Source organism: Paracidovorax anthurii, from assembly GCF_003269065.1.
GTDB classification, from domain to species: domain Bacteria; phylum Pseudomonadota; class Gammaproteobacteria; order Burkholderiales; family Burkholderiaceae_C; genus Paracidovorax; species Paracidovorax anthurii.
This window is the reverse complement of record NZ_QLTA01000001.1, coordinates 39,843-56,642: the sequence shown is the minus strand read 5'-3', so window position 1 is coordinate 56,642 and position 16,800 is coordinate 39,843. Positions and strand designations below refer to the sequence as shown.

Here is a 16,800-nt window from a genome sequence, read left to right as displayed (position 1 = left end):
GGAGCAGGCCACGCCAGCAAGCGCCGTGGAGCGAGCTTCGCTCGGCCACCGGCGTTGTCCCCCTTCCCGCAGGAGAAGGGGGAGGGCGCGAAGCGCCACAGGGGGTTGTTTTCCTTTATGCCGACGCGAGCCGCGCGCGCAGCATCTCGTTGACCTGCTGCGGGTTCGCCTTGCCCTTGCTGGCCTTCATGGCCTGGCCCACGAGCGCGTTGAACGCCTTGTCCTTGCCGGCCTTGAACTGGGCCACGTTGTCGGGGTTGGCGGCGATCACCTCGTCGATGATCTTCTCCAGCGCGCCGGAATCGTTCATCTGCCTGAGGCCCTTGGCGTCGATGAGCGCATCCACCTCGGCGCCCTCGCCGCTCCAGAGCGCGTCGAACACCTGCCGCGCGGCGCTGTTGGAGACGGTGCCGTCGGCGATGCGCCCGATCAGCGCGGCGAGCTGCGCCGCGCTCACCGGCGCCGCCTCGATCGCCGTCTCGCCCGCGTTCAGCCGGCGCGACACCTCGCCCATGATCCAGTTGCTGGCCAGCTTGGGCTGGCTGCAGGCGCGGGCCACTTCCTCGAAGTAAGCCGCCATGGCCTTGCTTTGCGTGAGCGTGGTCGCGTCGTACTCGGGCAGGCCGTAGTCCGCCACGAAGCGCGCGGCCATGTTGCGGGGCAATTCGGGCATGAGTCGGCGTTCCTGCTCGATCCATTGCTCTGAAATTCGTAGCGGCGGCAGGTCCGGATCGGGGAAGTAGCGGTAGTCGGCCGCGTCCTCCTTGGTGCGCATCGCGCGGGTCTCGCCCGTGTCGGGGTTGAACAGCACCGTGGCCTGCTGGATCGCGTGGCCGTCTTCGATCTGCTCGATCTGCCAGCGGATCTCGTAGTCGATCGCCTGCTGCATGAACTTGAAGCTGTTCAGGTTCTTGATCTCGCGGCGCGTGCCCAGCGGCTGGCCCGGCTTGCGCACCGAGACGTTGGCATCGCAGCGGAACGAGCCCTCCTGCATGTTGCCGTCGCAGATGCCGATCCAGGTGACGATCTTGTGCAGCTCCTTGGCGTAGGCCACGGCTTCCTCGCTGGAGCGGATGTCGGGCTCGGTCACGATCTCCAGCAGCGGCGTGCCCGCGCGGTTCAGGTCGATGCCCGACTGGCCGATGAAGTCCTCGTGCAGCGACTTGCCCGCGTCTTCCTCCAGGTGGGCGCGCACGAGGCGCACGGTCTTCTTCTCGTCGCCCAGGAAGAACGACACCTCGCCGCCCTGCACCACGGGAATCTCGAACTGGCTGATCTGGTAGCCCTTGGGCAGGTCGGGGTAGAAGTAGTTCTTGCGCGCGAAGATGCTCTCGGGCGCCACCGTGGAGCCGAGGGCCAGCCCCAGCCGGATGGCGCAGGCCACGGCCTCGCGGTTCATCACGGGCAGCGTGCCGGGCAGCGCTAGGTCCACCGCGCAGGCCTGCGTGTTGGGCTCGGCGCCGAAGGCCGTGGAGGCGCGGCTGAAGATCTTCGATTGCGTGGCGAGTTGGGTGTGCGTCTCGAAGCCGATGACGACTTCGTAGCCCTGGATCAGTTTCACGGTCATGTCAGAGGCCTTCCGGTGCCCGGAGGTGGAAATCCGTCGCCTGCTGCAGCCGGTGCGCGGCGTTCAGCAGCCGGCTTTCCTGGAAGTAGTTGCCGATGAGCTGCAGGCCCACGGGCAGGCCGCCCGCGCCGAAGCCGGCCGGCACGCTCATGCCGGGCAGGCCGGCGAGCGAGGCGGGCAGGGTGAAGATGTCGGCCAGGTAGTCGGCCAGCGGGTCGTTGCCGTGCTCGCCGAGCTTCCAGGCCACGGTGGGGGCCACGGGGCCGGCGATCAGGTCGCATTCCTTGAATGCGTTCTGGAAGTCGTCGGCGATCATGCGGCGGATCCTCTGCGCCTGCAGGTAGTAGGCGTCGTAGTAGCCGTGCGAGAGCACGTAGGTGCCGATCATGATGCGGCGCTTGACCTCGTCGCCGAAGCCTTCGGCGCGGGTCTTCCGGTACATGTCCGCCAGATCGGCGTAGTCCCGGGCGCGGTGGCCGAACTTCACGCCGTCGAAGCGGCTCAGGTTGGACGAGGCCTCGGCCGGCGCGATGATGTAGTACACCGGGATGGACAGCTCGGTGCGCGGCAGGTGGATGGGCACGAGCTTCGCGCCGAGCTTCTCGTATTCCTTGAGCGCGCCATCGACCGCGGCGCGCACGTCGGGCGCGAGGCCCTCGCCGAAGAACTCGGCCGGGATGCCGATGCGCAGGCCGTCCAGCGAATCGTTCAGGCGGGCGGTGAAGTCCTCGGCGGGCATGTCGAGGCTGGTGGAGTCGCGGTCCGGGTCGGGGCCGCAGATCGCCGAGAGCAGCAGCGCGCAGTCTTCCGCCGATCGGGCCATGGGGCCGGCCTGGTCGAGGCTGGAGGCGAAGGCGATCATGCCGTAGCGGCTCGCGCGGCCGTAGGTGGGCTTGATGCCGGTGATGCCGCAGAACGAGGCCGGCTGGCGGATCGAGCCGCCCGTGTCGGTGCCCGTCACGGCCGGGGCGAGGCGCGCGGCCACGGCCACGGCGCTGCCGCCCGAGGAGCCGCCCGGAACGTGGTCCGGCGCCCAGGGGTTGCGCACGGGGGCGGGGGTGCTCGCGCCCAGCGGCGCCACGGCCGAGTTCTCGTTGGCCGAGCCCATGGCGAACTCGTCGCAGTTGAGCTTGCCGAGCGTCACGGCCCCGGCATCGGCCAGCCGCGCGACCACGGTGGCATCGAACGGCGACTGGTAGCCGGCCAGCATCTTCGAGCCGGCCGTGCTGGGGAAGTCCCGCGTGACGAAGATGTCCTTGTGGGCGATGGGCACGCCCGCGAGCGGGCCGGCCGTGCCCGCGGCGATGGCCGCGTCCTGGGCTCGGGCCTGGGCCAGGGTGGCTTCCTCGTTGACGCTCACGAAGGCGCCGAGGTGGGTGTGCTGGTGGATGCGGCCCAGAAAATGCCGGGCCGCCTCGACGGCGGAGACGCGCTTGCCGCGCAGCGCGGCGGCGAGTTCGGCCACGCCCAGGGTGTGCAGGGAAGAGGGTTCGGTCATGGATAGCGTCTGTTTATTCTTGTTATTCGATCACCTTCGGAACCAGGAACAGGCCGCGTTCGACGGCGGGCGCGCTGCGCTGGTTGGCCTCGCGCTGGTCGGGCTCGCTCGCCACGTCCTCGCGCAGGCGCAGGGCCACGTCCTGGATGGCCGCGACGGGGTGGGCCAGGGGCTGCACGCCGGTGGTATCCACAGCCCGCATTTTCTCGACGATGCCGAAAAAGCCGTTGAGCTGCGTGAGCATGCGCTCACTTTCGGCGGAGCTCAGTTCAAGCCGCGCCAGATTGGCGATGCGGCCAATGTCCTGGGGTGTCAGTGCCATAGGGAAAACGGGTGCGGAAACGGGATGTAAAGCTGCGCCGCGCTCGGGGCGAGCGGAAGTTATTCACAGGGGATGCGGTATTATCCCGGCTTTGCCGCAATACCCTCCCAACTGCCGGTCATTGTGCGAAAAAAGCCAATAAACACCCCCTAAACACCCGGCGATGGCAGGCCGACGCGCATGCCGTGCCCGAGAGGATTTTTGAATGTTCGGAGCTTTCCGTCGGTACTTCTCCACCGACCTTGCCATTGATCTTGGCACAGCCAACACCCTGATCTTCGCCCGCGACAAGGGCATCGTGCTCGACGAACCCTCCGTCGTCGCCATCCGCCACGAAGGCGGCCCCCACGGCAAGAAAGTCATCCAGGCCGTCGGCCACGAGGCCAAGGCCATGCTCGGCAAGGTGCCGGGCAACATCGAAGCCATCCGCCCCATGAAGGACGGGGTGATCGCCGACTTCGTGATCACCGAGCAGATGATCAAGCAGTTCATCAAGATGGTGCACCCGCGCACGCTGCTCACGCCGAGCCCGCGCATCATCATCTGCGTGCCCTGCGGCTCCACCCAGGTGGAGCGCCGCGCCATCAAGGACGCGGCCGAGGCGGCCGGCGCCACGGCCGTCTATCTCATCGAGGAACCCATGGCCGCCGGCATCGGCGCCGGCCTGCCGGTGTCGGAGGCCTCCGGCTCCATGGTGGTGGACATCGGCGGCGGCACCACCGAGGTGGGCGTGATCTCCCTGGGCGGCATGGTCTACAAGGGCAGCGTCCGCGTGGGCGGCGACAAGTTCGACGAGGCCATCATCAGCTACATCCGCCGCAACTACGGCATGCTGATCGGCGAACCCACGGCCGAGGCCATCAAGAAGAGCATCGGCTCGGCCTTCCCGGGCTCGGAAGTGCGCGAGATGGAGGTCAAGGGCCGCAACCTGTCCGAGGGCGTGCCCCGCAGCTTCACCATCTCCAGCAACGAAGTGCTGGAGGCCCTGACCGATCCGCTCAACCAGATCGTCTCCTCCGTCAAGAACGCGCTGGAGCAGACGCCTCCCGAGCTGGGCGCCGACATCGCCGAGCGCGGCATGATGCTCACGGGCGGCGGCGCGCTGCTGCGCGACCTCGACCGCCTGCTGGCCGAGGAAACCGGCCTGCCCGTGCTGGTGGCCGAAGACCCGCTGACCTGCGTGGTGCGCGGCTGCGGCATCGCGCTGGAGCGCATGGACCGCCAGGGCAGCATCTTCACGAGCGAGTGACATGACCGCGCCGGTGGGCTGGGGCCGCATGTCGGCGGGCCGGGCACCCCGCCCGCCCCGCTTCCGCCCGGACCGGCCCGCGAAGCGCCGTCCTGCCTGAAAACCCCCAGCGGCAGTTCTTCCCGCCATGCCCCTCGGTACCCTCGAACGGTCCGCGCCGTCGTTCTTCAAGCAAGGGCCGTCGCCCCGCGCCCGCCTCGCCCTCTACAGCGCCCTGGCGCTGTTTTTGATGGTGGCCGACGCGCGCCTGCACGTCGCCGAGCCGCTGCGCAAGGCGATCGCCGTGGCGCTCTACCCCGTCCAGTGGGTCATGCTGCAGCCGGTGGAGTTCGTGGGCGGGGGCTTGGCCTACCTGCGCACCATGGAGGCCGCGCAGGCCGAGGTGGATGCCACGCGCCGCAACATGGTCCAGATGGCCCAGCGGGCCAACCAGGCCGACCAGCTCTTGCAGGAGAACGCCCGGCTGCGCAAGCTGCTGGAGTTGCGCGAGCGCCTGAACACGCCCGCGAAAGCCGCGCAGGTGATCTACGACGCCGCCGACCCCTACACCCGCCGCGTGATGATCGACCAGGGCCAGATGGGCGGCGTGGTGCTGGGCTCGCCGGTCATGGACGAATCGGGCATGCTGGGGCAGGTCACGCGCGTGCACCCGCTGCTGAGCGAGGTCACCCTGCTGATCGACCGCGACCAGGCCATCCCGGTGATGAACGTGCGCACCGGCGCGCGCGGCGTGGCCTACGGCGACCCGGTGATCGCGCATGGCGGCGGCATGGAGCTGCGCTTCATGCCCAGCAATGCCGACGTGCAGGAGGGCGACCTGCTCACCACCAGCGGGGTGGACGGGCTCTACCCGCCCGGTCTGCCGGTGGCGCGCATCGTGCGCGTGGAGCGCCGGGCCGACTCGGCGTTCGCGCGCATCTACTGCGCGCCGCTCGCCCAGGCGCAGGGCGCGCGCCACGTCCTGGTGCTGCAGCCGCTGGACCCGGGCCTGCCCGAGCGCCCGGCGCCCGTGGAACCCGCGCCCGCGCGCAAGGGGGGCCGCCGATGATCATGCCCCGTGGCGAGCAGCTGCTGCTGCCCGTGCGCCCCGCCTTCATCGCCCTGAGCCTGCTCGCGGCGCTGGCGTTCAACATGCTGCCGCTCGGGCGCGTGGTGTGGACGCCCGATCTGCTGATGGTGCTGCTCGTGTTCTGGGGCGTGCACCAGCCCGAGCGCGTGGGCATGGGCGTGGCCTTCGCGATGGGCCTGTGCATGGACGTGTACCAGACCGCGCTGCTGGGCCAGCATGCGCTGGCCTACAGCGCGACGATGTACGGTGCCATCTACCTGCACCGGCGCCTGCTGTGGTTCAGCCCGTTCTCGCAGGCGCTGCAGGTGCTGCCGCTGTTCGTGGTGGCGCACGCGATCGAGCTGCTCGTGCGCATGGTGTCGGGCGGCATCCTGCCCGGGCTCGACGGCCTGATCGCGCCCGCGCTGGAGGCGCTGCTGTGGCCGCTGGCGAGCTGGGTGCTGCTGGCGCCGCAGCGCCGCCCCCCCGACCGCGACGAGAACCGGCCGCTCTGAGGCCGGACCGCCTGCCCCCGCGACCCCGCCGCCATGACCGAGCTGCGCAACACCGAAGCCGATCTCTCGCGGTTCCGCACGCGCGTGTTCGCCGTGGGCATCGTGGTGCTGCTGGCCATGTGCCTCATCGTCTCGCGGCTGCTGGTGCTGCAGGTGGCGCGCCACGAGGAGCTGGCCGACCAGGCCGAGAGCAACCGCACGGCGGTGGTGCCCATCGTGCCCAACCGGGGGCTCATCCAGGACCGCAACGGCGTGGTGCTGGCCACCAACTACTCGGCCTACACGCTGGAGATCACGCCGTCGAAGGTGGAGTCGCTGGAGCAGACCATCGACGATCTGGCCAAGGTGGTGGAGATCCACGCACGCGACCGGCGCCGCTTCAAGCGGCTGATGGAGGAGTCGCGCAGCTTCGAGTCGCTGCCGATCCGCACGCGCCTCACCGACCAGGAGGTGGCGCGCTTCACCGCGCAGCGCTATCGCTTTCCGGGCGTGGACATCAAGGCCCGGCTTTTCCGCAACTACCCGCTGGGCGAGGTGGCGAGCCACGCCATCGGCTACATCGGCCGCATCAACCAGCGCGAGAAGGAGCGCATCGAGGATTCCGAGGACTCGGCCAACTACCGCGGCACCGACCACATCGGCAAGCTCGGCATCGAGCAGAGCCAGGAGACCACGCTGCACGGCCTGACCGGCGTGGAGCGCATGGAGACCTCGGCCGGCGGCCACGCCGTGCGCCGCCTCGCGAGCCATCCGGCCACGCCGGGCAACACGGTGATGCTCTCGCTCGACATCAAGCTGCAGAAGCTCGTGGAGGAAATGTTCGGCGACCGCCGGGGCGCGCTGGTGGCGATCGATCCGCGCAACGGCGAGATCCTCGCGCTGGTCTCCAAGCCCACGTTCGATCCGAACCTGTTCGTGGAGGGCATCGATTCCGAGAACTGGCAGGCTCTCAACGAGTCGATCGACAAGCCGCTGCTCAACCGCGCGCTGCGCGGCACCTATCCGCCCGGCTCCACCTACAAGCCCTTCATGGCGCTGGGCGCGCTGCAACTGAACAAGCGCTCACCCACGCAGGTCTACAACGATCCCGGCTTCTACACCTACGGCGGCCATACCTTCCGCAGCCACGAGGGGGGCCTCGGCGGCGTGGACATGCACCGCGCGATCCAGTTCTCCAGCAATACGTATTTTTATTCGCTGGCCGTGGACATGGGCGTGGACACCATCCACGACTTCATGAAGCCGCTGGGTTTCGGGCAGCCCACGGGCATCGACATCAACGGCGAGGTGCGCGGGGTGCTGCCCAGCACGCAGTGGAAGCGCAACACCTACAAGCGCCCGGAGATGAAGCGCTGGTATTCGGGCGAGACGGTGTCGCTGGGCATCGGCCAGGGCTACAACAACTTCACCATGCTGCAGCTCGCCGTGGCCGAGGCCACGCTCGCCAACGGCGGCACGCGCTACACGCCCCACCTCGTGAAGGCCATCAAGGACACAGTGACGGGCCAGATCACCCAGATCGAGCAGCCCCCGGGCGTGAACCTGGGTTTCTCGCCGAAGAACGTGGATCTGGTGCGCAACGCGCTGGTGGCGGTGAACAAGGGCGGCACGGGCACGCGCGTGTTCGCGGGCGCGCCCTATACCTCGGCCGGCAAGACCGGCACGGCGCAGGCCGTGAGCCTGGGCCAGAACGTGAAGTACAACGCCAAGTCGCTGGAGGAGCACCAGCGCGACCACTCGCTGTTCGCGGCCTTCGCGCCCGCCGAGGACCCGAAGATCGCGCTCGCGGTGATCGTGGAGAACGCCGGCTTCGGCGCCGCCCACGCGGCGCCCATCGCGCGGCGCGTGTTCGACTACTGGCTGCTGGGGCAGGCCCCCAATCCGCAGGACATGGAGGCCGTGCGCAAGGGCCAGGCCTCGGCGCCCATCGGCACGCCGCTGCGCGCCGCGGACGTGCCGGTCGTGGAGCCTTGACGGGCGCCTTCCGGTGCCGCCGTGCCGTGGCCCGTGCGGCAGGTCAATCCGCCACGCGCGCAGGCGCCCGGCCGGGCTGCCACTGGCTGAACACCAGCGCCGCCACGATGAGCGCGGCCCCCGCGATGCCGGCCGGGCCCAGGCGCTCGCCGATCAGCCACCAGGCGGTGAGCGCCGCGAACACGGGCTCCAGGCCGAACACGATGGCGCTGCGCATGGCGTCCACGCGCTGCTGGCCCCAGGCCTGCAGGGTCACCACGACCACGCTCGCGATCACGCCGAGGTAGGCCAGCGCCGCCGCCGCGGGCACGGGGAGGCCGGCCAGCGCCTCCAGCGTGGAGGCCACGCCGCCATGGCGCAGGCCCAGCAGCACGGTGGCGGCCACGAGCATGGCCGCGGCCTGCGCGGCCGCCATGCGCGTGGCGCGCAGCGGCTGCGCAGCCGTGCGGCGCGCGCATTCCTCCAGCGCCAGGATGTAGAGCGCATAGAACAGCGTGCTGGCCAGCGTGAGCGTGTCGCCCAGGTTCCAGGGATCGTTCTCGTGGAACATCAGCGCCATGCCGGCCAGGGCCATGGCGCAGGCCGTCCAGAGCCGCCCGCCGTAGCGGCGCGACAGCACGGCCATCGCCAGCAGGGGCACCACCAGCACGCTGAGCCCGGTGACGAAGGCATTGCGGTTGCTGCTGGTGCGCGCCAGCCCTTCGATCTGCAGCCAGAACGCGAGGAACAGCAGCAGGCCCAGCGCCAGCCCCCAGCGCCGCTCGGCGCGGCGCATGCCCCACCAGAGGGGCGCGAGCACCGCCAGCGCGATGGCGAAGCGCGCCCAGATGAGCTGCAGCGCGTCCAGGCCGGACGAGGCCAGCAGCTTCATGGACGGAAAGGTCGTACCCCACACGAGGGTCACGACGAGGAGGGCGATGAGGCCCAGGCGCTGGGAGGAAGGGGCGGCGGTGGACATCGGGACGAAAGGGCGAGGGAGTGGGTTGGCCACCGCGCGGGCCATGGCGGCCCTGGTGGCGGCATATCGGTTTTCAGGGGGCATGCACCACCCGCGGCGCATGAAACCGGCGCCGCGCCACCCGTCAAAAGGCCGCGGAGCAGGCCAAGCCAGTGGACGCCGTGGAACGGGCTTTGCCCGGCCACCGGCGTCGTCCCCCTTCAGGGGGAAGGCGCCGAAGGCGTCTCAGGGGGGGCTCCGACTCCAGTGCCCATGCGCCCCAGGAAGGCCCGGATGCGGTCGTTGGCCGGGTTGGCGAAGAACTCGGCGGGCGGCGCATCGTGCACGATGCGCCCCTGGTCGAAGAACATCACGCGGTCGGCCACCTCGCGGGCGAAGCCCATCTCGTGGGTGACCACGATCATGGTCATGCCGCCGCGCGCCAGCTCGCGCATCACGTCCAGCACCTCCTGCACCATCTCGGGATCGAGCGCGGAGGTGGGTTCGTCGAACAGCATCACCTTGGGCTGCATCGCCAGCGCGCGCGCGATGGCCACGCGCTGCTGCTGCCCGCCCGAGAGCTGCCAGGGGTATTTGTGCGCATGCTCCTTGAGGCCCACGCGCTGCAGCAGCTTCAGGGCCTGCTCGTTGGCCTCGGCGCGCGGCGTGCGGCGGATGCGGCGCGGCGCGAGCGTCACGTTGTCGAGCACGCTCATGTGGCCGAACAGGTTGAACTGCTGGAACACCATGCCGACCTCGCTGCGCTGGCGCTGCAGGGTGCGCGGGTCGTCGGTGACCTCGGTGCCGTCGATGGCGATGCGCCCGCTGTCGTGCGGCTCCAGCCGGTTGATGGCGCGCAGCAGGGTGGATTTGCCCGAGCCCGAGGCGCCGATGATGACGGTGACCTCGCCGGTGTTGAACGCGGTGGAGACGTCCTTGAGCACCTGGTGCGCGCCGAACGACTTGCAGACGTTCTCTGCCACGATGCAGGGCGCGGCGGGCGATGAAGGCCGTGGGGTCGTCATTGCGCGCGGCCCTCCACGTCGAAGCGGTGCTCGATGGCGTTGGAGACCTGCGTGACCAGCGTGGTGAGCAGCAGGTAGGTGACGGCCACGGTGGAGAGCGTGGCGATGGGCTGGAAGGTGGCCGACTGGATGCGGTTGCCCACGTTGGTGAGTTCCACCACGCCGATGGCGTAGGCGAGGGACGAGTCCTTGAGCAGCGCCACGAAGTTGCTCACCAGCGGCGGCAGCGAGATCTTGAAGGCCTGCGGGAACACCACGTCGAAAAAGACGTAGGTGCGCGAGAGGCCCAGCGCGCGCGCCGCCTCGGTCTGCCCGCGCGGGACGGCCAGCAGGCCGGCGCGGATGGCCTCGGCGTTGTAGGCGCCCACGTTCAGGCCCAGCGCCACGACGGCGGCGGCGAAGTCGGGCAGGTTCAGGCCGGGCACCAGCACCGGCAGCGCGAAGTACACGAAGAGGATCTGCACCAGCAGCGGCGTGCCGCGGATCACCCAGATGTAGAAGCGGGCCGCCCAGCGCAGCGGCGTCCAGCGCGCGGTGCGGGCCAGCGCCGCGCCGGTGCCGAGCGCGAGGCCGCACAGGCCGCTCACGAGCGTGAGCCAGAGCGTGGTGCGCGCGCCGTCGGCGAAGGCCTGCGCGTTGGGGCCGATGGGGTCGGGCAGGAAGGAGAGGGCGTGGCCCAGCAGGGCCAGCGCCAGCACCATCAGCACCAGGGCCGAGACCAGCGTGGCATTGCTGCGCTGCGAGCGGCCCCAGTGCCGGGGCCAGAGGGCGGTGAGCATGGGATAGGCGTGCGGAAGAAGGCCGGCCGTGGCGCGTCAGGGCGCCGGCCGGCGGTCTGGGCTCAGGGAGCGCAGCGGACGTCTTCGTTGAAGTACTTCTTGGACACGGCGGCATAGCTGCCGTCGGCCAGGATCTCGGCGAAGGCCTTGTTCCAGGCGTCGGCCAGGCCCGTGTTGCCCTTGGCGACGGCCGGGGCGATCTTCTCGATGAAGAGCATGTCGCCGAGCTTGAGGCCCGCCTTGGGGTTCTTGGCGGCCACTTCCTTGGCGACGAACTTGTCGGTCACCCAGGCGTCCACGCGCTTGGAGGTGAGGGCGCTGCGCGCGTCCACGTCGGTGGGGAAGTTCTTCACGTCCTTTACGCCGGGCACCTTCTTGACGTTTTCGAGGTAGCTGGTGCCGGTCTGCACGGCCACCACCTTGCCCGCGAGGTCCTTGCCCGCGCGGATGGCCGGGTCCAGGGCGATGACCATGCCGCCCGAGCAGTAGTGGGGCGTGGCGAAGGTGACGGCCTTGGAGCGCTCCTCGGTCACGCCGTGGGAGGCGATGGCGACGTCCCAGCGGTCCTGGGCCAGGCCGGTGAGCAGCGCGTCGAAGCCCAGGGTCTTCCACTCCACCTTCAGGTTCATCTTCTTGGCCACGAGGTTGGCGACCTCGACCTCGAAGCCGGTGAGCTGCGTGCCGTTGAAGTAGTTGAAGGGCGCGAACTGGCCCTCGGTGGCGATGACGATCTTGCCGTCCTTCTGGATCGCGTCGATCGGGCGGGCGTGGGCGGAGAACACGGCGCACAGTGCCACGGCGGTGGCGGCCATCGTCTTGAGAAGCTTCATCTGCGGTTCCTGGTGGGGTGGGACAGGGTAAAAAAATCCGGCTTGGCGGGTGGCGAAGCCGGATATCGTCGAGGCTGGCGCCCGGCAGAAGGGCGTCACGGATCTGTCGCATTATAAGTAGCAGGCATGAGCTCATGCCTTATCGAAAATGCGGATGGCCGGGCCCGGCCTTCAGCACTCCACGATGTTGACCGCCAGGCCCCCCCGGGCGGTTTCCTTGTACTTGGTGAGCATGTCCGCGCCGGTCTCGCGCATGGTCTTGATGACCTGGTCGAGGCTCACGAAGTGCGTGCCGTCGCCGTGCAGCGCCATGCGCGCGGCGTTGATGGCCTTGACCGCGGCGATGGCGTTGCGCTCGATGCACGGGATCTGCACCAGCCCGCCCACCGGGTCGCAGGTGAGGCCCAGGTGGTGCTCCATGCCGATCTCGGCCGCGTTCTCCGCCTGCGCCGGCGTGCCCCCTAAGGCCGCGCAGAGCGCGCCGGCCGCCATCGAGCAGGCCACGCCCACCTCGCCCTGGCAGCCGACCTCGGCGCCGCTGATGGAGGCGTTCTTCTTGTAGAGGATGCCGATGGCCCCGGCCGTGAGCAGGAAGTCGGTCACGCCGCGCTCGCTGGCCTGCGGGGCGGTGCGCACGTAGTAGTGCAGCACGGCGGGGAGGATGCCCGCCGCGCCGTTGGTGGGCGCGGTGACGACGCGGCCGCCGGCCGCGTTCTCCTCGTTGACGGCCAGTGCCCAGAGGTTCACCCAGTCGAGCACGCGCAGCGGGTCGGCCGGGCGCGGGTCGAAGTCCCCGAGGCGGCGCGCGAGCGCGGCGGCGCGGCGCCGGACCTTGAAGCCGCCGGGCAGGATGCCTTCGGTGCGGCAGCCGCGCTCCACGCAGTCCTGCATCGCGCGCCAGATCGCCAGCAGGCCGGCGTCGATCTCGGCGTCGGTGCGCCAGTGGCGCTCGTTGCGGCGCATCACGCCGGCGATGCCCTGGCCGCCGGCATCGGCCAGGCGCAACAGCTGCGCCGCGTCGTCGAAGGGCAGCGGCAGCACCGAGGGGTCGGGCGCGATCACCTTCTGGCGCGCGCCGTCCGCCGCCACCGCGTCGCTCACGATGAAGCCGCCGCCCACGGAGTAGTAGGTGGCCTCGTGCAGCAGCGCGCCCGCAGCGTCGTGGGCGGCGAAGCGCAGGCCGTTGGCGTGGAAGGGCAGGGGCTGGAGCGCGTAGAACAGCAGGTCGCGCCGCTCCTCGAAGCCGATGGCGTGGCGGCCGGCGAGCGGCAGGCTCCGGTGGGCGCGGATGTCGGCGACGTACCCGGCCAAGCGGTCCACGTCCACGGTGTCGGGCTCGTGCCCGGCCAGCCCCAGCAGCACGGCGGTGTCGCTGCCGTGCCCCTTGCCGGTGGCGCCCAGCGAGCCGTGGAGCTGCGCCACCACGCGGCCCACCGAGGGCAGCAGCCCCTGGTGCTCCAGGGCGTGGGTGAACATGCGGGCCGCGCGCATGGGCCCCACGGTGTGCGAGCTGGAGGGCCCGATGCCGATCTTGAAGAGGTCGAAGACGCTGATGGCCATGGTGAACGGTTCTCTTGGTGGCGCCGCGCGGCGGTATCGATGGGATGCGAAAGCGTAGAAAGCCTGTTCCATCAGGTCTACTGATCTTTTCTAACGGGATACATTAGCGAACCTATCGATTGGGGCCGTGCCCCGGGGGAGCCGGGCATGGACATGAACCGCCTGCGCGCGCTGCGCGAGCTGGCCCGCTGCGGCACGATGGCCGCGGCCGCCGAGGCCCTTTCGCTGACGCCCTCGGCCGTGTCGCAGCAGATCGCGCACCTGGAGGAAGAGGCCGGCGTGGCCCTCACGGAGCGCCGGGGCCGGGGCGTGCGCCTGACGCCCGCGGGCGAGGCGCTGGTGGGGCATGCCGAGCGCCTGCTGGTGGTGCTGGACGAGGCGAAGTCCGAGCTGGCGCTGCTGCGCCGCGAGGTCGCCGGCGAGCTGCGCGTGGCGGCCTTTCCCTCGATCGCCTCGGCCATCCTGCCCGAGACGATCAAGGCGCTGCGCGCGTCCACGCCGCGCCTGCGGCTGGCGGTGGAGGAGATGGAGCCCGTGGACGGGCTGGCGGCGCTGGGCTCCTGGCGCGCCGACATCGCGCTGATCGACCACCTCTCGCTGCAGATGGACCGCCGCCACGGCGGCTTCGGCCTGGTGCCGCTGGCCGAGGATTCGCTGCACGTGCTGCTGCCGGACACCCACCCGCTGGCGGGCCGCGCGTCGCTGACCGTGGCGGACCTGCGCCACGAATCCTGGGCCATGGACGCGGCGGCGAGCAGCTTCGGTGAGTTCGTGCGCGACCTGTGTCGCAAGGCCGGCTTCGAGCCCCGCATGGACGTGCGGGCGCAGGGCTTCGAGGTGGTCTCGGCCATGGTGTCGGCGGGCTGCGCCGTCACCGTGGTGCCGGGCCTGCGCCTGATCCGGCCGGTGCCGGGCACCCGGGCCGTGCGCCTGCGCCCGGACGGGGGGCGGCGGATCTCCGTGGCCTTCCGGCGCGGGGAGCGTGCCCACCCGGCCGTCACGGTGTTCATCGACGCGATCGTGCGCGTGGCGGCCCGGCTCTGCCCGCGTCCGGCGGGCTGAGCGGCCGCGCGCGCGGCCCCCGGGTCAGCGCAGGAAGGCGTCGTAGCCGGTCTTGAGGATCAGCGCGCTCACCACGAAGATGAAGATGCCGCGCACGAAGCCCGTGCCGTGCTTCATGGCCATGTGCGTGCCCAGCACGCTGCCGGCCACGTTGGCCACCGCCAGCGGCAGGGCGAAGTGCCACCACACGTGCCCCTTGGCGGTGAAGAGGATGAGCGCGGCCACGTTGGTCGCGAGGTTGAGCAGCTTGGCCGACGCGGACGCGTTCAGGAAGTCGTAGCCCAGCAGCCGCACGAACAGGAAGACGAAGAAGCTGCCCGTGCCCGGGCCGAAGAACCCGTCGTAGAACCCGATCGTGAGCCCGATCAGGCAGGCCACGCGGGTTTCGGCATGGCCTTCGAAGCGCGGGGCGTGGTGTTTGCCGAGGTCCTTGCGCGCGAGGGTGTAGGCGAGCACGGCCAGCAGGATGAAGGGCAGCAGCCGGCGCAGGAAGTCCACCGGCACCACGGTGACCGTCCAGGCGCCGGCGAAGGCGCCCGCGAAACCCGCCGCGGCGGCCGGCAGCAGGGCCTGCCAGCGCATGCGCACGCGGCGGCTGTATTGCCAGGTGGCGATGCCGGTGCCCCAGATCGAGCCGCTCTTGTTGGTGCCCATGAGGGTGGCGGGCGGCGCGGTGGGGAACGTGGCGAACAGCGCGGGCACGAGGATGAGCCCGCCGCCGCCCACGATGGCGTCCACGAAGCCGGCCAGCAGCGAGGCCAGCGAGACGATGATCCATTCCATGCCGGGATTGTCGCACCGGATGCTATGGTTTCAGGAGCTGAAGAGGTAGCCGATGCGCCGACATGGCCCGGAAAAGGCTTGGAATCCGTCCTGCGGGATGGCCCACGGGCCCCGCGCGGGCCGCTGCGTGGCGGGCAAAAAAAAGCGCCGGGGATTCCGGCGCTTCAGGTAAGGCATCTTATAGGGGATGCTTTGGATTGGTGTATTCGAGTTCGAGTTTGTCTCCTCGGTCCCCTCGTGGCGCGGCGTTGCGCGCTATCGAGTAACCGCAATGTAACTCCCGCACCCCGCTGGTGCATTGGGGGTTTCCCGCAGACCGCGCAAGCGCGATGGCGGTGCGGCATTCTCCGTCCTGGTGCGCGGGGCGGTCTGGCGTGAAGGCGCTGGATGCGTACTTTTGGCAGGATTTGCGAAGTTTTGGTAGCACTGATGCTGCTTTTGATGCCTTTTTTGCGCGGTTTTGCATGGAATGGCAACTGTGGCGCGCGGGGTTTCCCGTGTTGCCGAGATCGCCGGGGAGTTCTCCTCGCCGGTTCCATGCCGTCCCCATTCCGCTGTTCCATTCCATGCCTTCCCTCGATTCTCTTCGCGCTCCCGCGCCTGCCTCCGCCCCCGCAGCCGCGCCGGTACCCGCCGGGGAGCCCGTGCCGGCCCGGGGCCGCACCGCGCGCCCGCAGGCGCCCGACGGCCTGCGTTCGCGCAGCGCGCCGCCGTCCGGCGTGGCGGCCGACCAGCGGCCCCGCGCCGCGGGCCTGCCGCGCTCCCTGTCGGCGCCGTCCGGGGGCGCGCCGCTGCCCGCAGGGGAGTCCGTGCCGGCCCGGGGCCGCGCCGTGCGCCTGCCCCGCTCCCTGTCGGCACCGCCCGGGGCCACGCTGCCGGTGCCGCGCCCGGTCCCGCCGCCTGCCGGCGGCGGCGAGTCCGCGCCGGCCTCCCCCGTCTCCCCCGCTTCCCTGTCCTCTTCGATATCCCCGGTGGCCTCGCCCTTGGGGGAGTCCCCGGCTTCCTCCGGGCGGATGCCCGGGCTTCCCGCCGCCGGCGTGCCGGGCCGCCCCGGCGTGGCGCGCGAGGCATCGGCGCTGAGCGCGCCGCTGGTGGATGCCGCGGCGGCTGCGGCATCCCTGGCCTCCGCACGGCTCGGCGCGGCGCCGCAGGCGGCGCGCGTGGTGTCTGCGGTGAGCGGCGGGCTGTGGGTGGCGGCCGGTGCGCTGGGCGAGGCGGGCAACGTGTCGCGCAGCGTCGGGTCCACGGGGACGAACTGGCTGGGCATGGCCGCCGGCGCCTTCAGCGTTGCCGTGCCCTTCACGCTGGGGGCGCTGCAGCGCGCGCTGGGCTACGGCGCGGCGGCGTCGTGGGCCGCCAGCGGGGCGATGACCGCCTGGAGCGCGCTCACCCATCCCCAGGGCGGCACGCGGGTGGCGCTCTGGCTGGGCGCGGGCAGCCTGGCCAATCTGGCGGCGGCGGGCGTGTCGGCCGCCGCTGTGCAGGCGTCGGAGAGCGATGCCGAAACCGCCGCGCGCCTGCAGACGGTGTCGTCCGCGCTGTGGCTGGCCGGTGCCGCGGCGGCCGGGGGCGTCGCCTGGGAGCAGGCCGTGGCGCGGCGGCGCGAGGCCGGCGCCCAAACCGGCGGCACCGGTCCCCTGGCGGCCTGATG

15 protein-coding genes are annotated in these 16,800 nt (G+C 70.8%); 6 read left to right on the top strand and 9 right to left on the bottom strand.

Translation table 11 applies throughout. The features are described 5' to 3' along the window. Positions 1-115 precede the first annotated feature (115 nt). Genes gatB through gatC form a run of 3 tightly spaced genes read right to left on the bottom strand, consistent with a single transcriptional unit; the run spans position 116 to position 3,387 of the window. Positions 116-1,567, bottom strand: a complete 1,452-nt coding sequence (gatB, locus tag AX018_RS00265) for an Asp-tRNA(Asn)/Glu-tRNA(Gln) amidotransferase subunit GatB (RefSeq protein ID WP_111875257.1) — start codon at positions 1,565-1,567, stop codon at positions 116-118. 1 nt (position 1,568) lies between these two features. Next, a complete protein-coding gene (gene gatA, locus AX018_RS00260; protein ID WP_111875256.1) occupies positions 1,569-3,065 on the bottom strand; it encodes an Asp-tRNA(Asn)/Glu-tRNA(Gln) amidotransferase subunit GatA in 1,497 nt (498 codons plus the stop codon). Between the two features lie 22 nt (positions 3,066-3,087). Then, positions 3,088-3,387: an Asp-tRNA(Asn)/Glu-tRNA(Gln) amidotransferase subunit GatC gene (gene gatC / locus AX018_RS00255; RefSeq protein ID WP_111875255.1), complete on the bottom strand. Its 300-nt coding sequence runs from the start codon at positions 3,385-3,387 to the stop codon at positions 3,088-3,090. A 205-nt stretch (positions 3,388-3,592) separates the two neighbouring features. Between gatC and AX018_RS00250 the strand changes: the two genes are divergently transcribed. The 4 genes from AX018_RS00250 (at position 3,593) to mrdA (ending at position 8,173) form a co-directional block, all read left to right on the top strand. Next, on the top strand, positions 3,593-4,636 hold the full coding sequence (locus tag AX018_RS00250) for a rod shape-determining protein (RefSeq protein WP_011793479.1): 1,044 nt from the start codon (positions 3,593-3,595) through the stop codon (positions 4,634-4,636). 127 nt (positions 4,637-4,763) lie between these two features. Then, positions 4,764-5,684, top strand: a complete 921-nt coding sequence (mreC, locus tag AX018_RS00245) for a rod shape-determining protein MreC (protein WP_111875254.1) — start codon at positions 4,764-4,766, stop codon at positions 5,682-5,684. Further along, complete coding sequence (gene mreD, locus AX018_RS00240; RefSeq protein ID WP_111875253.1) at positions 5,681-6,199, top strand: rod shape-determining protein MreD; 519 nt, start codon at positions 5,681-5,683, stop codon at positions 6,197-6,199. Before mreC ends, mreD begins: the two co-directional genes overlap by 4 nt. Before the next feature lie 33 nt (positions 6,200-6,232). After that, positions 6,233-8,173: a penicillin-binding protein 2 gene (gene mrdA / locus AX018_RS00235; protein WP_111875252.1), complete on the top strand. Its 1,941-nt coding sequence runs from the start codon at positions 6,233-6,235 to the stop codon at positions 8,171-8,173. Positions 8,174-8,216: 43 nt separating this feature from the next. On the opposite strand, the gene AX018_RS00230 is transcribed toward mrdA, so the two are convergent. The 5 genes from AX018_RS00230 to AX018_RS00210 form a co-directional block, all read right to left on the bottom strand. Continuing rightward, positions 8,217-9,131: a DMT family transporter gene (locus tag AX018_RS00230; protein WP_111875251.1), complete on the bottom strand. Its 915-nt coding sequence runs from the start codon at positions 9,129-9,131 to the stop codon at positions 8,217-8,219. A 200-nt stretch (positions 9,132-9,331) separates the two neighbouring features. Beyond that, on the bottom strand, positions 9,332-10,135 hold the full coding sequence (locus AX018_RS00225; protein ID WP_111875250.1) for an amino acid ABC transporter ATP-binding protein: 804 nt from the start codon (positions 10,133-10,135) through the stop codon (positions 9,332-9,334). Beyond that, positions 10,132-10,914, bottom strand: a complete 783-nt coding sequence (locus tag AX018_RS00220) for an amino acid ABC transporter permease (protein ID WP_111875249.1) — start codon at positions 10,912-10,914, stop codon at positions 10,132-10,134. Before AX018_RS00220 ends, AX018_RS00225 begins: the two co-directional genes overlap by 4 nt. A 62-nt stretch (positions 10,915-10,976) precedes the next feature. Further along, positions 10,977-11,744 carry an ABC transporter substrate-binding protein gene (locus AX018_RS00215; RefSeq protein WP_111875248.1) on the bottom strand — a complete coding sequence of 256 codons (768 nt, stop codon included), beginning with the start codon at positions 11,742-11,744 and terminating at the stop codon, positions 10,977-10,979. Positions 11,745-11,915: 171 nt separating this feature from the next. Further along, positions 11,916-13,304: an L-serine ammonia-lyase gene (locus AX018_RS00210; protein WP_111875247.1), complete on the bottom strand. Its 1,389-nt coding sequence runs from the start codon at positions 13,302-13,304 to the stop codon at positions 11,916-11,918. 147 nt (positions 13,305-13,451) lie between these two features. Here AX018_RS00210 and AX018_RS00205 point away from each other — a divergent pair, with 147 nt between their 5' ends. Further along, positions 13,452-14,366 carry a LysR family transcriptional regulator gene (locus tag AX018_RS00205; RefSeq protein WP_111875246.1) on the top strand — a complete coding sequence of 305 codons (915 nt, stop codon included), beginning with the start codon at positions 13,452-13,454 and terminating at the stop codon, positions 14,364-14,366. Between the two features lie 24 nt (positions 14,367-14,390). On the opposite strand, the gene AX018_RS00200 is transcribed toward AX018_RS00205, so the two are convergent. After that, positions 14,391-15,149, bottom strand: a complete 759-nt coding sequence (locus AX018_RS00200; RefSeq protein ID WP_111875245.1) for a sulfite exporter TauE/SafE family protein — start codon at positions 15,147-15,149, stop codon at positions 14,391-14,393. 566 nt (positions 15,150-15,715) lie between these two features. Here AX018_RS00200 and AX018_RS24500 point away from each other — a divergent pair. After that, positions 15,716-16,798 (top strand): hypothetical protein, encoded by a 1,083-nt coding sequence (locus AX018_RS24500; protein WP_146749175.1) that lies wholly within the window; start codon positions 15,716-15,718, stop codon positions 16,796-16,798. Positions 16,799-16,800 lie beyond the last annotated feature (2 nt).

Bases quoted from the DNA above. Each gene is read 5' to 3' on its own strand.
- gatB (WP_111875257.1), bottom strand. From the start codon at position 1,567: ATGACCGTGAAACTGATCCAGGGCTACGAAGTCGTCATCGGCTTCGAG.
- gatA (WP_111875256.1), bottom strand. From the start codon at position 3,065: ATGACCGAACCCTCTTCCCTGCACACCCTGGGCGTGGCCGAACTCGCC.
- gatC (WP_111875255.1), bottom strand. From the start codon at position 3,387: ATGGCACTGACACCCCAGGACATTGGCCGCATCGCCAATCTGGCGCGG.
- AX018_RS00250 (WP_011793479.1), top strand. From the start codon at position 3,593: ATGTTCGGAGCTTTCCGTCGGTACTTCTCCACCGACCTTGCCATTGAT.
- mreC (WP_111875254.1), top strand. From the start codon at position 4,764: ATGCCCCTCGGTACCCTCGAACGGTCCGCGCCGTCGTTCTTCAAGCAA.
- mreD (WP_111875253.1), top strand. From the start codon at position 5,681: ATGATCATGCCCCGTGGCGAGCAGCTGCTGCTGCCCGTGCGCCCCGCC.
- mrdA (WP_111875252.1), top strand. From the start codon at position 6,233: ATGACCGAGCTGCGCAACACCGAAGCCGATCTCTCGCGGTTCCGCACG.
- AX018_RS00230 (WP_111875251.1), bottom strand. From the start codon at position 9,131: ATGTCCACCGCCGCCCCTTCCTCCCAGCGCCTGGGCCTCATCGCCCTC.
- AX018_RS00225 (WP_111875250.1), bottom strand. From the start codon at position 10,135: ATGACGACCCCACGGCCTTCATCGCCCGCCGCGCCCTGCATCGTGGCA.
- AX018_RS00220 (WP_111875249.1), bottom strand. From the start codon at position 10,914: ATGCTCACCGCCCTCTGGCCCCGGCACTGGGGCCGCTCGCAGCGCAGC.
- AX018_RS00215 (WP_111875248.1), bottom strand. From the start codon at position 11,744: ATGAAGCTTCTCAAGACGATGGCCGCCACCGCCGTGGCACTGTGCGCC.
- AX018_RS00210 (WP_111875247.1), bottom strand. From the start codon at position 13,304: ATGGCCATCAGCGTCTTCGACCTCTTCAAGATCGGCATCGGGCCCTCC.
- AX018_RS00205 (WP_111875246.1), top strand. From the start codon at position 13,452: ATGGACATGAACCGCCTGCGCGCGCTGCGCGAGCTGGCCCGCTGCGGC.
- AX018_RS00200 (WP_111875245.1), bottom strand. From the start codon at position 15,149: ATGGAATGGATCATCGTCTCGCTGGCCTCGCTGCTGGCCGGCTTCGTG.
- AX018_RS24500 (WP_146749175.1), top strand. From the start codon at position 15,716: ATGCCTTCCCTCGATTCTCTTCGCGCTCCCGCGCCTGCCTCCGCCCCC.